We start from the raw sequence: 14,548 nt of genomic DNA on the forward strand, positions 1-14,548 counted from the left end.
GCCCTGTTCGCGGATGGTGTCCATGGCGCTGTAGCGCTCGGTGGGATCATCGGCGCTGTAGAACAGTGTGTCGGCGGCCTGGTTTCCTTCGAGGTCGAGGATGCGCAGGGTCTGGCCGGCTTTGATCACTTTCAGGTAGTAGTCGCCCGCGCCGACGGTGTCGCGGACGCTGGCGTCTTCGGGTTTGAGTGTGCTTTCTTTGATCATGGGTGTTCTCCTCTGCCCTGACTCATGCGCCCAGGTAATAGAGACGGTTGTTTTCAAAGCCGCGGCGGTTTTCCGGGCGGAAGTTTTTGCAGTAGTCGTCCTCGGTGACCGGGTCGGCCTGAAGCAGGCGTATGCCCACGGGCTTGCGTGGGTAATCGAGCGCCCGGTTCATGGGGTGTGGGCAGGAGTGCATTACTACCAGCGTGTCCATTTCAAACCGCAGCAGGACGCGGCTGCCCGCGCTCGAGTGGTTTTCTGTCAGTGCCAGGTTGCCTTCGGCATCCGGGGCGACTTTGCTGAACCAGTTTAGGTTGGCGGCCAGGTCTTTCGGGCCCAGTCCGTATTTTTCCAGCTCCACCAGAAAGCTGCTGGTGCCGTCCTGGTGCCACTGGTTCTGGTCGTTCTGATAATCGCGCTTGCCCCACTGCTCGGCCACTTGTTGCGCGTTACTGGTGCCGCAGACGGTTTCATGCCAGCCCAGGCTGTCTTCCACGATGGAGGCGAAAATCCGGCCCATGTCTGAATAAAGGCAGTGGCCGCGGGTGAGTTTGAAAGTGTGTTGACACTTGAGGGTATCCGGCGCGTTATAGCGTTCGAGCAGATTTTCCGGGTTGTAAAACAACATACCGACGTTGGCGCCGCCCTCGAGGTCGGTCAGTTCCAGCGCGGTGCCGCGCCGCAAGCGCAGGGACCAGTGGCTGGCCGGTGGCAGGGTGTACTCGTACAGAGCTTCATTGGCCATGGTGAAGCGTCTCCTTTTTCTGTTCGGTTTGATTCAGGTTGTCGTCAATGGTTTTCAGCAATGCTTCGTCCGTCTCACCCACCGGCAGGTCATAGGTTATCCGCGCGCCGTAAGCTTCGGGTTCGTGCGGATCAATCCGGTCTTTGTCGAACACCCAGAGCCGGGTGCCGAGATAGAAGCCTTCCTGAATGTCGTGAGTGATCATGAATACGGTCAGGTTCAGTTCGCGCCAGAGTTTGATCACCAGTTCATGCATGTCCTTCCGGATGCCGGGGTCCAGTGCGCCGAACGGTTCATCCAATAGCAGGATGCGTGGCTGTTTGATCAGCGACTGGGCGATGGCGAGTCGCTGTTGCATACCGCCGGACAATTCATGGGGGTATTTGTGCAGGGCGTGACTCAGCCCCACCGCCTCCAGCATGTCCTCCGCGGTCTGCCGGGCCTGCCTGCTGGCCCGACCAAACAGACGCGCCATCAGCGGGCTGCGCTCAAACTCCATGGAGAGCATCACGTTTTCCAGCGCCGTCATATGCGGGAATACCGAATAGCGCTGAAACACGATACCGCGATCGTCACCGGGCTCCGCCACCAGCGGTTTGCCATCGAGTTCGATCCCTCCCTGAGAGGGAGACTCGGTGCCCAGCAACAATTTCAGAAAGGTGGTCTTGCCACAGCCCGATGCGCCGACAATGGTAATGAACTCACCGCGCTCCACGGTTTTGTTCAGATTTTCCAGCACCACGGTGTCACCATAGCGCTTCCACAGCTTGTCAATTTTGATGTAACTCATAACACCTCAGTGGCCGCTGCCAGTTTGTGCGTGGAACCAGGGGAAGCAACGGCGCGAAAGCAACCGCAACAACAGGTCGATAACAAAGGCAAGAATTGTGATCCAGACCACATAGGGCAGGATGACATCCATGGACAGGTAACGACGTACCAGGAAAATGCGGTAACCAAGTCCATCGGTGGAGGCAATCGCTTCGGCGGCAATCAGAAACAACCAGGCCGATCCCAGAGACAGGCGCACGCTGGCGAGCAGGCGGGGCAGTATCTGAGGCAGAATCACCCGCTGGATGATCTGCCAACTGCTGGCGCCCAGGGTTTGCGCTTTGATGATCTGCTCGGCGGGAATTTCCTGCACTCGCTGCTGCATATCGCGACACAAAAACGGCGCCGTGCCAATGATGATCAACATGACTTTGGACAACTCACCCAGGCCAAACACAATAAAAAGAATGGGCAATATGGCCATGGGGGGCACCAGAGAGACGGCCGTCATCAAAGGCGACAGGTTGGCGCTTACATAGGGAATGGCACCGCTGAGCACCCCGAACACCAGAGCGAACACGGCGCTGATGGTCACGCCAATAGCCAGGCGTTGGAGACTGCTTTGGGTGTCTTGCCAGAACAGGTACTCGCCCGTTCGGGCGCTGGGTTCGAACGCCAGTCTTTCGATTGCCGCGCCAAAGCTGTCAAAAGAAGGTAACAACTTGTCGTTGGGATTTTCCGCCAGACGCGCGTTGGACGCCCCCACATAGAGGGCCAACAACAGCAGAAATGGCAGCAGTCCCAACAGCCAGCGGGCAACGCGATTGGGTTGTTGGTTGATCAGTCGCTTCATGCTTACCTCAGCGTGGATGAATTGGCTCTGGACCGGTATTCAATTACCGGCTGCCAGCAGCGGGAAGGGTTCGGGCGAGGCGACAAAAAAAGGTGACAAGGAAAAACCCGGGGGTTTTTACCTTGCCACAACAGTGGGTCGGAGAGGGAGAGTAGTACGGTGTGGTGCCTGACATGGTGAACCTCCAGCGGTTACACGGTTTCATGAACGAGGATTCAATGGCGACAGCGCCATCGCGAACCTCCCGGGCTTTTGTCCCGCCGTGTAACCTTGCACTGAAAATTCCCGTGTAAGGTCGGCTGCTCTCGGACCAGACACGCGAACCTGAACCTGTTCAAGTCATCACGCCGGAACCCTAGCGGCCTATTCAGCACTGCATCATCCGCCGCAGCGCCTTGGTCAAATTGTCTTTACTGAGTTGCTTCAACGGGGTGGTCCCATCGAATCCTCTGTGTACTAAAGAGTGAGCAATATGAATGCCAACCTTAAAAGGCGCCAAAATAGCGCTTTTGCGCCGTTTCCGCAGGACAGGAACACCGCCTTCCGCACCAATACGGTGCAATTCTGCGCAAGGAGGCACCAGAACAAGGCCTGACTGAGTGACACCTGGAGGACAAGGAGGATGGTATGGAGAGGGGGGGAAGAGCGCGCCCTTGAGCCACCATAGTGACCCCAGGGCGCTTACTACTACAATGATTACTTATTCAACGGCATCTTCGGCGTCATCTGCCGCATCTTCCATTGCATCACCGGCATCATCCACCGCGTCATCAATATTCTCGCCCGCTTCTTCTGCAGGCCCTTGATCACAGCCGGTCAGGAAAGCACCGCCGGAGAGAACCAGAAACATTGCCAGGGCCAGTGAGCGGACGCGCTTGGTCAGAAGGTTTTCTTCATTCATGGTGTTGACTCCTTCATTCGATAAAAAAGGGCTTATTGCTGCCCCATGGGTGCCGTATGCTTGCTGTTTTGGCGCGAAATGCAGCAATAACAAGCCATTTTCTGCCAAAACCCTACGGTACTGTTTATCTTAGGCCAAGATTGCGGAATTCAACAGTCGCCGCCGGAACAAGGCGCCAAATGAGACTTCACTCACAACTTTCGCCCTCGAATGCAACTTTCCTACCTCCTTACGTCCAATATTGTGAAGGCCGCGTTTTTGCCTATACTCACAAAACCTGCATCGTCAAAGGAGATTGCTTATGTTCAGCTGGGCATTTTTATTTCTGATTATTGCCATTGTTGCCGGGGTACTGGGATTGAGCGGCATTGCTGGCGCCGCAACCAACATTGCCTGGATTCTTTTTGTGGTCGGCGTGGTGCTGGCGATCGTGTTCGCCGTTGTCGGGCGAAAACCGCCGCTATAACCTCAATGATACCGGGACATTGAAGAATGAGCGCGCTGTAGTCGCAATGGCGCGCTCACTTTTTTCAGCACCGTCACGCTAATGCATAGTAACCAAAAATCACCGAAGCGATGACAATTCCCACGATCACCGGGGACTGATACCAAGGGAGCGTGATGGGCCGCTTACCGCTTTTGTCCTTGCGGCGTTTGCGTACCGCGTCGAGTTGTTCCCGGGTCGCAAACAGTTTCTCCGGAAAAACAAAGCAGAGGGTGCCGTATACAGCCAAAGGCACACTCAACAGATAATCGCCCAACACCAGAAACAGAATTGCCAGCCCCAGGCAAATGGCACCCACGGTGCGAGACTCTCGATGCTTCATATCAACGTGCTCCTCAATCAGATTATTGTTGGTCTGTCATCAAGGGCCCCATCCCTGGGGTTCTGAAACAACTATTGCTTTTTATCCCCTCGCCACTGCATCCGGTACAGGTCGTGCCGACGATCTTTCAGATTCTGCACAGTGCCGCTGTTGCGGGCCATGATCAATGACTCGGGACGCAAGTCGGCAAACGCCACGGTTTCGACATTGGGCGTTGTATCTGCCGCAATGCCATCCCGCGCGAAGGGAAAGTCACAGGGCGTCAGAATGCAGCTCTGCGCGTATTGAATGTCCATATTGGAGACGTTGGGCAGGTTACCCACATTACCGGACATGACCACGTACATCTGGTTTTCCACCGCACGGGCCTGACAACAGTAGCGCACGCGCAGATAGCTTTGCCGCTCATCGGTGCAGAAAGGTACAAACAGAATCTGAACCCCCTGATCCGCCAGGTGACGCCCCAATTCCGGGAACTCCGAGTCGTAGCAGATCAATACACCAATCGGGCCGCAGTCGGTATCGATGGCGGTCAGGCTGCTACCACCTTCAATGTCCCACCAATAGCGCTCGTTCGGCGTGGGGTGGATTTTGGGCTGCTCGAAGATCCGGCCGTCGCGCAGAAAAATATAGGAAATATTTTCAATACGGCCGTTCTCTACCCGAGTGGGGTGCGAGCCGGCGATGATATTGACGTTGTAGCTGAGCGCCATATCCCGGAACGCATCTTTAAGACGAGGCGTGTACTTGGTCAGCGCCTCAATCGACTCGAAAGGCGAAAGCTCCTGGTCCTCAATCGACAACAGCTGCAGTGTCAACAGTTCCGGAAAGACCACAAAGTCACTTTTGTAATCCGCCACGACGTCGACAAAGTATTCGATGTACTTCAGAAACTCAGCGAACGACGTGACCCGCCGCTGCATATATTGCACAGTGGCGATGCGCACGACGTCGGGCATCCGTACGCCGTATTTTTTCACCGGTTTCTCATCTTCCTGCGGTACTTTCGGGTTGTACCAGACCAGGTGGGCGGCGTAGTTCAGCGATTCGGTATCATCGTCGAGGTAATTGGGGATAACGCCAATCACCTCAAAGCCATTGCGCAGCTGGAACGACAGGACCGGGTCCTTGATCTGCTTGTGCACCACCTGATCGATATAGTTTTCTACCGAGCCGACTTTTTTCAGGCGCTTGTGCAGGTTGGGCATTCTCCCGGCAAACACCACGCCTTTCAGACCCAGGGACTGACACAACTTTTTCCGCTCGTTGTACAGACGCTGGCCGATGCGATAGCCGCGATAGGCGTTATCGATACAGACTTCCATACCGTACAACCAGTCGCCATGGATGTCGTGACGGGATGCAAAACCGTTGCCGGTAATTTCATTCCAGGTGTGCGTCTTCAGTGCCACATCACCGGAGATGCGGAAGGTCGCACAGTAACCCACCAGGGCATCCCCCACCATGACCACGATCTGCCCCTGGCGGAAGTTATTGATCTGCCCGACGATCGCCGCGCGCGGGTAGGTCTCCATTTTGAGCGGACCGTACACACGGTCAGCGAGCGCCACAATGGCGGGCACATCCGCCAGGGTGGCATTGCGCACGGTCAGGTGAGCACCGGGCTGCTGCAGTTTGTTTTCCTCTTTCTTCGCCATACTGTTAACTGCCTCTACAACAGGGGATCAGCGGTTCAGCCGCTGATCTCTTTCAAATTGAGTCCATACAGGGCGGCGATCAGGGATATCCCGCCCAGCAATGCAATCACACCCGCGACACCGATCCACGCGGTCAGCAGCCCCACGCTACCCAGGGCGAGCAATGCCAGCCCGATCAGCGTGTTGCTGACCGCCACATATTGCGCGCGGGTCTGCGCGGTGGCCATATCGACAAGATAGACCTTGCGGGCCAGGCGCGCCCCGCCGTGACAGATACTGATACCAAAGAACAGCAGAGCATGCACCCAGGGCGAGGCGAGCAGCGTCAGCTCCAGCCACGCCAGCAGCGCCGTCACGGCACAGAGTATCGCACCCCCAAAGGCCGCCAGCGCCATGGTCCAACGGCTGGAGCGGTCACTCAGTCGGCCCCACACCGGCGAGCTCAGGCTGGCCGCCAGGCCACTGGCAATGATCATCAGGCCCAGCCCCGCCGCGCTGCTGCCGGCGTGTTCCTGAGCGAGCAACACAAAAAACGGCGGGACGAGCGCGATACTCAGCAACAGCCCCCGGGCGAGCACAAAGCGCCGAAAGTCCCGATCGGTCACCACGATACCCAGACTGCGCAGGGCCACACTGACCGCGTTCCCACCGCCCTCGGTGGCCCCCGGCGCTTCCTGAATCTGGCTGAACGCCAGTAGCGACAGCAGCCATAACGCCGCTGCGCCACCGAGGAACAGGGTCAGGTTGACCGGCTCGGCACCCGTGCCAAATTCCGCATACAGGCCCACCAGCAAGGTGGCCACCCCGGCCACGCTGGCCGAGTAACCCATCAGCGCACCGCGCCGGGTTTTCGAGACGGTTTTTCCGAGCACATCTTTGGCGGCAACCGAGCAGAGCCCTCTTGCCAGGCTGTACACCACCAGGGCGCCGACGACGGCCCAGCCTACCTCAGAGCCCTGCAGCGTCCCGGCGGCCAGGGCCATGGCCGCCAGCGCCAGCATGGACAGAAAAGCACCCAGCAGCCAAACCACTTTGCGCCGGGCCAAGCGCCGGATAAAGGCCGCGACCATCAGTTGCGGAATCAACACCCCCGCCTCGCGGATAGGCACCAGAAAGCCGGCGAACCCCGATGAGGCCCCGGCCGCGCCGAGCAGCCAGGGCAAGATCAGTCGGGCACTGGAGAGCTCATCCGCCACTTTACTGAAGGTGTTGGCGACCAGGTAGGCAAAAAAGTTGCGCGGTTGATGTCGGCAGGCATCCTCGGGAATATCCTTACAGACCCGGGCATCCTCATCATCATTCAATTGTTCGTAAACCCGGCTCAGGCGGGGGTAATCGGGGTACAGAACCTCGGGCTTGACGGGCTGATGGTCACTCACAGGCACTTTCTCTCCGGTCTGGTGTAGGCCGCCGCTCAGTATCGGTGCTTATCCGAATGATGTAAACCACGGCCTGTTATACTCCCGGGATAATGCACGACCAAGGATCTTCCCATGGCAACTGGACACTGGCTGACCCGGGGCTCACTGGTGACGCTCATACTGATCGTCATTGGCTGCAGCGCGATCGGCCACCAACTGTGGAATCAACGCTATGGCGCCCCCACCCCCCGGGAGCCACTGCGCAATGCGTCGGAGGACGACCGGTTCCAGGAACATATCAAACCGCTGCTCGAGCACCGCTGTACCGTCTGTCACGGCTGCTACGACGCGCCCTGTCAGCTGAAAATGGAAGCCCGGGAAGGTCTGTTCCGGGGTGCCCACGAGGACAAGGTGTACGACGGTACCCGCCTGCTCGGTGCCGAGCTCACCCGGCTGTTTGAAGATGCGGACAGCACCGCGCAGTGGCGAGAGAAAGGCTTCTTCCCGGTCATCAACGAGCGCGCCGACAGTGCCCAAGCCAATCTCCAGGGTAGCGTGCTCGCGCGCATGCTCCAGCTCAAACGGCAGCACCCCTTGCCCACCCAGGCCGTGCTGCCCGACAGTTTCGATTTTTCCCTTAACCGAGACTGGCACTGCCCCAAGGCCGAGACCTTCGACAGCTATGCCGAGGACTACCCACTGTGGGGCATGCCCTACGGGCTACCGGGGCTGTCCGAGCGCGAGCACAACCGCCTGATCCACTGGCTGGAAGATGGCGCCCCCGCCGGGGCCCCCAAACCCATTGGCCCCGAGTTGCAACAGACCGTTCAGCAGTGGGAGCATTTTTTTAACGCCGACTCCCTCAAAGCCCGGTTGACCAACCGCTACCTGTACGAGCACCTCTTTCTGGCCAATCTGCATTTTGAGGCAAACCCCACCGTGTTTTTCAAATTGGTCCGCTCCGGCACGCCCCCCGGCGAGCCCATCGAGCGCATCAGCACCCGCCGCCCCTTCGATGACCCGGGGGTGGACCGGGTGTACTACCGTCTCTGGCGGGACCCGAGCAGCATTGTGGTGAAAAACCACCTGCCCTACGCCCTGACGCCCGAGCGCATGGCCCACTGGCGAGAATGGTTTCTGGACGCGGATTACGCGGTCACCGAACTGCCGGGTTACCAGTCCGAACAGGCGGCCAATCCCTTTGCGACCTTTGTGGATCTGCCAGTAAAGGCCCGCTACCAGTTTTTGCTGGATGAAGCCGAGTTCACCATCATGAATTTCATCAAGGGCCCGGTGTGTCGAGGCCAGGTGGCCCTCAATGTGATTCAGGATCACTTCTGGGTCAGCTTTGTAGACCCGGCGTTTACCGCCGATAAATGGGATGGAGAGTTTCTAGCCAACAACAGCGAGCACCTGAAACTGCCTGCCGGAGTCGGCAACACCCTGCTGCCAATGACCAATTGGCGGCGCTACTCACAGTTGCAGAAAGATTACCTGGCCGCCAAAGCCACCCACCTGTCCGACAAGTTTGGCGAACGTGAACCGCTCAGCATGGAAATGATCTGGGATGGCGAGGGCCAAAACACCAACGCCGCTCTGACCATTTTCCGACACACCGACAGTGCCAGCGTGCACCGCGGTTTTATCGGGCCCGAGCCGAAAACCAGCTGGGTGATCGACTATCCCCTGTTGGAGCGGATTCACTACCTGCTGGTGGCGGGCTTTGATGTCTACGGCAACACCTCCCACCAACTGCTGAGCCGGCTGTATATGGACTTCCTGCGCATGGAAGGCGAGATGAACTTCATCAACTTCCTGCCCGAGCCAGTCCAGGAGCCGACCATTGCCCACTGGTATCGGGACGCCGAAGAAGACCTCAAAGAATACCTGGACGTTTACCAGAACAACCTCCAGGTAGAGACCGCTCTGGAATACCCGTCGGGCCAGGACCACCAACGGCGACTCTACCAGTTGTTGATCAGACGGCTTCAGCCGGTCCTCTCCGGCGAGCACCAGTTGGACGAACTGGCGCTGAATGAGCGCACCAGAGAAGCGCTGCAGACACTGCACTCATTGGAGGGAGAGGCCCTGCGGGTACTGCCGCCGACAACGGTCATCTATGTGCCCGATAGCGCGTTGTTCACACTGATTCACCACAACGCCTACAGCAACCTGTCATCGCTGTTTATGGAGCAGGAGCGACGCCTGCCGAAGGAGGACACACTGAGTGTGGCGGCGGGCATCATCGGAAGCTACCCGAACAGCTTCCTGATGATGGATGAGCGGGACATTCCGGCCTTCGTGAATCAGGTGCGGGCCATGAGCGACGAGCGGGACTACCGGAAGCTGAAGGATCGCTACGGGGTGCGCCGCAGCGATCCAAATTTCTGGGAAATCAGTGACGACATCCACGTGCTCTATCGTGAGCGCGCGGGAGTACAGGCAGGACTATTGGATTACAACCGGCTGGAAAACCGATAGAGCGTCAGTCATCCACCGGGCGATAGTGTTCACACCAGGCGGCAAACTGCCGACTCGGTAAGGCGGGCGTAAAGAAAAATCCCTGCACCTGATCGCAGCCCATCGATCGGAGCAGCCGGTACTGCTCCGCATTTTCCACCCCCTCGGCGGTAACCACCAGATCGAGGGCATGCCCCATATCCACCAGGCTGGCCATCAGTTTGCGGGAGCGTTCCTGGCTCTCCAAAGGTTGAACAAACGCCCGATCAATCTTGATCCCGGTGATCGGTAGGTGCTGCAGGTACTCAAACGAGGCAAAGCCGGTACCAAAATCATCGATACTGACGGAAAATCCCATGGCCCTGAGCCGCTCAATAGCAACTCGAGCCGCCTCCAGATTCTGAATCAGAGCGCTTTCGGTCACCTCGACTTCAATGTGCGCCGGCGCCACCCCCAGGCGACGGACCTGCTGTTCGAGGAAAGTCGGCATACGCTCATCCATCAGGTTCCGGGCGGAAAAATTGATGCTGACCGGGTGGGACTGCCAGGACACAAATTCACAGGCCGCCCGGCTGACAAATTCGGTCACCGGCCCAATCAGGGTCGTATTCTCCACTTTGGGCATAAACTGGCCGGGGGGAATCAATTGCCGCTCGCTGTCACGCCAGCGGATCAGCGCTTCACTGCCCACCAGCGCACCGTCACGCAGGCGTACCTTGGGCTGATAGTGCAGCTCGAATTCACCGCGCTCCAGTCCGCGCCGGACGTTGGAAATCAGGGTAATATGGGACAGCTTTTTCTTGGACAAATCGGAATGATAAGGGCAGTAGCTCACGCCTTTGCGAATGGCCGAGAAGAGCGCAATGCGCGCTTCACTGATCAGCTCATCCGTCGCCGAGCCCAGCCCCGATTTGAAGGCGCTGCCCAGGACCAGCTGCACCCGGACCGGTACCGATTGAACGACCAGGTTGTCTTCCCCGGCTTCGATGATGCGCCGGGCCATTGCTTCGAGCAACACCTCATCGGCCCCGGGCAACAGCACAATAAGTTCAGAAACACTGAACCGGTACACACTGGAATCACCGCCAACGAGGTGGCGCAGACGCTCGCCCACGAGCCCCGCCAGCTCATCCGACGCATCCGCCCCCATGGCCTCCAGCACGTCGGTAATATCGGTCAGGCGAACAATGATCAGCCCAACCGGTGCCTCTCGCCTCCCCTCACTGTTCTTCCAGGCATGAAGATCCTGATCGAGGGCCGCCTGATTGGGCAGACCCGAGCGAGGGTCGGTGCGCACCAGCGCCTCCCGTTCGCGATAGGCGCCCCGCAGGCTTTGAAACAGGCCGCCGGCGACGCCGCCCAGCAAAAGGTACAGCCCCATGCGCAGCAGCCAGTTGACCGGCTCCTGCATCACCGCCTGTTCCACATTCAGCGGCATCATCGCCATCAGCGTACTGGCCAGCAGCGCCGAGAGGAGTCCGCCGGCCAGGCCGTACCAGGCCGAAGCAAACAAAACGGGAATCAACATCAGGTAGGGATAAGCGTACGCCGTACCGCCGGTCTGATAGACCGTCAAGGTCCCGAGCGCCAGCAGCGCCAGAATGAAAAGAAGACAGTATAAATGACCTATGTCCTGAGGACCGGCCAGAATATTGACCGTCGCCAGATGGCGACGCTTCCGTAAATCCTCTGCTATATCCATTCTCTCCCCTCCCGAGCCCGCCCCCAAGCGGGAGCCGGATGAACATCCAATACAAGCTTAGAACAAAAGAAAAGCGTTGTGAGAGTTCTGGCCGCACAAAAGCCGAACGAATGGGCCATTCAAGGAAGAGTGTGGCATCTACTATTCAGATATACAAATAGGGAGAGAAGTCCCGGTCAGTTACTCCTCTTCATCCACCGGGGCCAGGTCGTGTCTTGCCAGGTGTGCTTCAAAGCGGCGTATCAAGGTGCGCAGACTGACCCCGAACACCCGACACAAGTCCAGCAGTTGAATCAGGTCGAGGCGACGAACACCCCGCTCCACATCACTTATGAAAGACTGAGGTCGACCCAATGCCTGTGAACATTGTGTCTGTGTCAAGCCAGCCTCAGAGCGCAGTTCTTTGAGCACTTCCAGCAACACTTTTGTTTCCGTTCTGTACAGCGATTTGGACATGGTTTCCTACCAAACTCGTGAGCAAGACTGCAATTTATCGTCACAGAGCTGATATCTGATTAATAGATACAAATCAGATGAAACTTTTAGCCATTCAAAACCCGACTACTGTTAACTGTAGCAGTTATAACGGAAAGCAGACGTCAAAATATTGTCAGAAAACGGCGGCTCGACGGGTCAGCGGACCCACAGAAAAGGGTCCAGATGGAACAACTGTTTTAACTCACGGTACACCAGGGGATAGGCGTAATACAAAGTCTCCGGACGCACGAAAAATGTTTCGCAGATCACCGAGAAAAACTCTTCCGGATTGGTTGCGGCGTATGAATCAATCATTTGCGCCGATTCAGAATTCGACTGACTCACATCATCGAAGGCCGCGGACATGATGTCGGCCCATCGCTGAACACTCTGGGGATCGCGCAACGGTGGCGTACCGTCCATCACGCCGTCGTAACCATCCAACTGATGGGCGTATTCGTGAATCACCAGGCAGTGGCTGTCTTCGCCGCGCAGGTCCTGTTCGATGTCCGCCCAGGAGAGCACCACCTTGCCCTGCTCCCAGGACTCCCCCAGCAACTCCTGACGCTCATAGGCGACCAATCCCAACTCATCGACCACCTCACCCTCGCGCACGAACGCCTCGGGATACAGCAACACCACCGGAAAGCCGGACCACTGCATGCAACCTTCACCGGCATTCATCAACGCCGCCTGAGCGAGAGTCAGCACGCGCATGGGCTCGGTCACGGTAAGGCCATTACAGCCGTAAAAACGGGTATGGGCGAGCATCACCTGCAACTGGCGATGCAGGTTGAGGCGCACCGGCTCGGGAAGGTAGGGGTACAACCACCAGCGGTCCTGCAGCCACTGCTGCCAACTGGCCGGCAGGGGTTGCTCGGCCAGTGCACGGCTGTGTCGATAGCGACGAATCGGGGCGTACACCAGCGCCGCCACCAGAACCCCGGTGAGTAAAAACAGCCAGAACAGTGCCACCACACGCCTCCCGATCAGTACTGGGAAGCATTGTACACGGATTGGCTCAGATCACTTTCGAATAGCGAATCTGGTTGCCAGTATCCAGGTATTGATCGAAGACCATGCACACGCGACGAATCAAAAGCCGCCCCTTGTTCAGCACGGTAATACCGGCCGGGGTAACCTCGATCAATCCGTCTTCCACCATGGGCGCCAACTGGGCCAGCTCATCCCGAAAATACTGATTGGGGTTGATGCCAAAGCGTTCGTAGAGTTGGCCAAAGCTGAGCTTGAAGTGACAGATCAACTGGTTGATCACCGCGCGGCGCAAATGATCTTCGGGCTGCAGGCGCACGCCTTTGATCAACGCGGGGCGCCCTTCATCGATGCGCGTCTGATACTCCTCCACTTTCTTGGCATTCTGGATGTAGGTGCTACCGTAATAACTGATCGCCGACACGCCAAAGGCGATCAGATCACACTCGGCGTGAGTCGAGTAACCCTGAAAGTTGCGTTGCAGTCGGCCTTCCTGCTGCGCCTTGACCAGGCTGTCGTCCGGCTTGGCGAAGTGATCCATGCCAATATACACATAACCCGCCGACTGCAGACGCTCAATGGCTTCGTGCAGAATGGCGAGTTTGTCCTGAGGCGAAGGCAGGTCCGATTCGTGAATCAGACGCTGGCTTTTGAACAGGTGCGGCAAGTGGGCATAGTTGAACAGGGACAACCGATCCGGGCCCAGGTCAATCACCTGATCCAGGGTTTCTTTTACACTGGCACGGGTCTGCAGCGGCAGGCCGTAAATCAGATCCATGCTGATGGACTGGTAGCCCTGATCCCGCGCCACATCCACCAGCTCGCGTACCTGCTCGACGCTGTTATAACGGTTGACCGCGCGCTGCACCTCGGGATTGAAGTCCTGCACCCCCATGCTGACCCGGTTGAACCCCAACTGACGCATGTGAACCAGCTTACCCACCGACATACGCCCCGGGTGTACCTCCACGGAGTACTCCCCTTCGTCGTTATCCAGCAGTTGAAAGTGCCGACGGGTCGCATCCATCAGCCAGGTCATCTCGTCTTCACTGATGTAGGTAGGTGTGCCACCGCCCCAGTGCAACTGGCTCACCGGGCGATCGGTATCGAACACCTCGGCCTGCAGGGCCATCTCCCGATCCACGCGCTCCAGGTAGGGCATGGCCCGGCTGCGCTTGTGGGTCACGATTTTGTTGCAGGCGCAGTAAAAGCAGAGGGTGTCGCAGAAGGGAATATGAAAATACAGGGATAGCGGCTTGCCGCTGCGGTTGCTGCGCGCCACGGCCTCGAGCCATTGTTGACGGGAGAAGTCGTCCCGGAACTGGGGCGCGGTGGGGTAGGAGGTGTAGCGCGGTCCGCTCAGGTCGTAGCGGTCGATGACGGACTGATCCCAGGCGAGAGGCTCTTGGTATAAGGACATGGTGTGGCTCGGTTTGTTGACGTGGGCGTTAGTCTAGGGCGATGGGAATAGGGCGGCGTTGACTTCGGTCAAGCCAGTGTCATTACGTCACCTCCGGCTACGGCGGATGCGGCCTTTGGCCTTATCCGCCCTACGCGAACCACGGCAGGCTGTGTAGGGCGGATAAGGGCGAAGCC

The 14,548-nt window shown here is 58.0% G+C and carries 14 protein-coding genes and 1 riboswitch; of the genes, 2 read left to right on the plus strand and 12 right to left on the minus strand.

What is annotated here, in order from left to right; genetic code table 11:
- The 5 genes from B3520_RS04020 to B3520_RS04040 form a co-directional block, all read right to left on the minus strand.
- Positions 1 to 207: DUF1989 domain-containing protein (locus B3520_RS04020; protein ID WP_286875464.1), on the minus strand; the 207-nt coding region annotated here is incomplete at its 3' end.
- Positions 208 to 229: 22 nt separating this feature from the next.
- Entirely contained in the window at positions 230 to 949 is a 720-nt protein-coding gene (locus B3520_RS04025; protein ID WP_286807325.1) for an urea amidolyase associated protein UAAP1, read from the minus strand.
- Complete coding sequence (locus B3520_RS04030) at positions 939 to 1,739, minus strand: ABC transporter ATP-binding protein (protein ID WP_024461156.1); 801 nt, start codon at positions 1,737 to 1,739, stop codon at positions 939 to 941. The genes B3520_RS04025 and B3520_RS04030 overlap by 11 nt, the downstream gene beginning before the upstream one ends.
- Positions 1,740 to 1,745: 6 nt before the next feature.
- A complete protein-coding gene (locus B3520_RS04035) occupies positions 1,746 to 2,573 on the minus strand; it encodes an ABC transporter permease (protein WP_123638201.1) in 828 nt (275 codons plus the stop codon).
- A gap of 239 nt (positions 2,574 to 2,812) precedes the next feature.
- Positions 2,813 to 2,943, minus strand: a riboswitch (guanidine-I (ykkC/yxkD leader).
- 330 nt (positions 2,944 to 3,273) lie between these two features.
- Positions 3,274 to 3,567, minus strand: coding sequence for a hypothetical protein (locus B3520_RS04040; protein ID WP_286807324.1), 294 nt, complete (start codon positions 3,565 to 3,567; stop codon positions 3,274 to 3,276).
- A 208-nt stretch (positions 3,568 to 3,775) separates the two neighbouring features.
- Between B3520_RS04040 and B3520_RS04045 the strand changes: the two genes are divergently transcribed.
- Positions 3,776 to 3,940 (plus strand): DUF1328 domain-containing protein, encoded by a 165-nt coding sequence (locus tag B3520_RS04045; protein WP_024461159.1) that lies wholly within the window; start codon positions 3,776 to 3,778, stop codon positions 3,938 to 3,940.
- A gap of 73 nt (positions 3,941 to 4,013) precedes the next feature.
- Here B3520_RS04045 and B3520_RS04050 read toward each other — a convergent pair whose 3' ends face one another.
- The 3 genes from B3520_RS04050 to B3520_RS04060 all read right to left on the minus strand — a co-directional run bounded on the left by B3520_RS04050 (position 4,014) and on the right by B3520_RS04060 (position 7,338).
- The gene (locus tag B3520_RS04050; protein WP_024461160.1) at positions 4,014 to 4,301 is read right to left on the minus strand and encodes a hypothetical protein; all 288 of its coding nucleotides are present in this window, start codon (positions 4,299 to 4,301) and stop codon (positions 4,014 to 4,016) included.
- A gap of 71 nt (positions 4,302 to 4,372) precedes the next feature.
- Positions 4,373 to 5,959, minus strand: a complete 1,587-nt coding sequence (locus B3520_RS04055) for a carbon-nitrogen hydrolase family protein (protein ID WP_286807322.1) — start codon at positions 5,957 to 5,959, stop codon at positions 4,373 to 4,375.
- Positions 5,960 to 5,994: 35 nt separating this feature from the next.
- Complete coding sequence (locus B3520_RS04060) at positions 5,995 to 7,338, minus strand: MFS transporter (protein ID WP_286807321.1); 1,344 nt, start codon at positions 7,336 to 7,338, stop codon at positions 5,995 to 5,997.
- A gap of 114 nt (positions 7,339 to 7,452) precedes the next feature.
- Here B3520_RS04060 and B3520_RS04065 point away from each other — a divergent pair, with 114 nt between their 5' ends.
- Entirely contained in the window at positions 7,453 to 9,801 is a 2,349-nt protein-coding gene (locus B3520_RS04065) for a fatty acid cis/trans isomerase (protein WP_286807320.1), read from the plus strand.
- A 4-nt stretch (positions 9,802 to 9,805) separates the two neighbouring features.
- Here the strand turns inward: B3520_RS04065 and B3520_RS04070 are convergent, their stop codons facing one another.
- From B3520_RS04070 to hemN, 4 genes are all read right to left on the minus strand, one after another.
- Positions 9,806 to 11,482 carry a putative bifunctional diguanylate cyclase/phosphodiesterase gene (locus tag B3520_RS04070; RefSeq protein ID WP_286807318.1) on the minus strand — a complete coding sequence of 559 codons (1,677 nt, stop codon included), beginning with the start codon at positions 11,480 to 11,482 and terminating at the stop codon, positions 9,806 to 9,808.
- 180 nt (positions 11,483 to 11,662) lie between these two features.
- The gene (locus B3520_RS04075) at positions 11,663 to 11,938 is read right to left on the minus strand and encodes a helix-turn-helix domain-containing protein (RefSeq protein ID WP_286807317.1); all 276 of its coding nucleotides are present in this window, start codon (positions 11,936 to 11,938) and stop codon (positions 11,663 to 11,665) included.
- 177 nt (positions 11,939 to 12,115) lie between these two features.
- On the minus strand, positions 12,116 to 12,934 hold the full coding sequence (locus B3520_RS04080; RefSeq protein ID WP_286807316.1) for a zinc-dependent peptidase: 819 nt from the start codon (positions 12,932 to 12,934) through the stop codon (positions 12,116 to 12,118).
- Positions 12,935 to 12,980: 46 nt separating this feature from the next.
- The gene (hemN, locus tag B3520_RS04085; RefSeq protein WP_123638208.1) at positions 12,981 to 14,372 is read right to left on the minus strand and encodes an oxygen-independent coproporphyrinogen III oxidase; all 1,392 of its coding nucleotides are present in this window, start codon (positions 14,370 to 14,372) and stop codon (positions 12,981 to 12,983) included.
- Between the last annotated feature and the right edge of the window lie 176 nt (positions 14,373 to 14,548).

Origin of the sequence: Marinimicrobium sp. UBA4509 (assembly GCF_002388575.1) — a bacterium.
GTDB classification, from domain to species: Bacteria; Pseudomonadota; Gammaproteobacteria; order Pseudomonadales; family Cellvibrionaceae; genus Marinimicrobium; species Marinimicrobium koreense.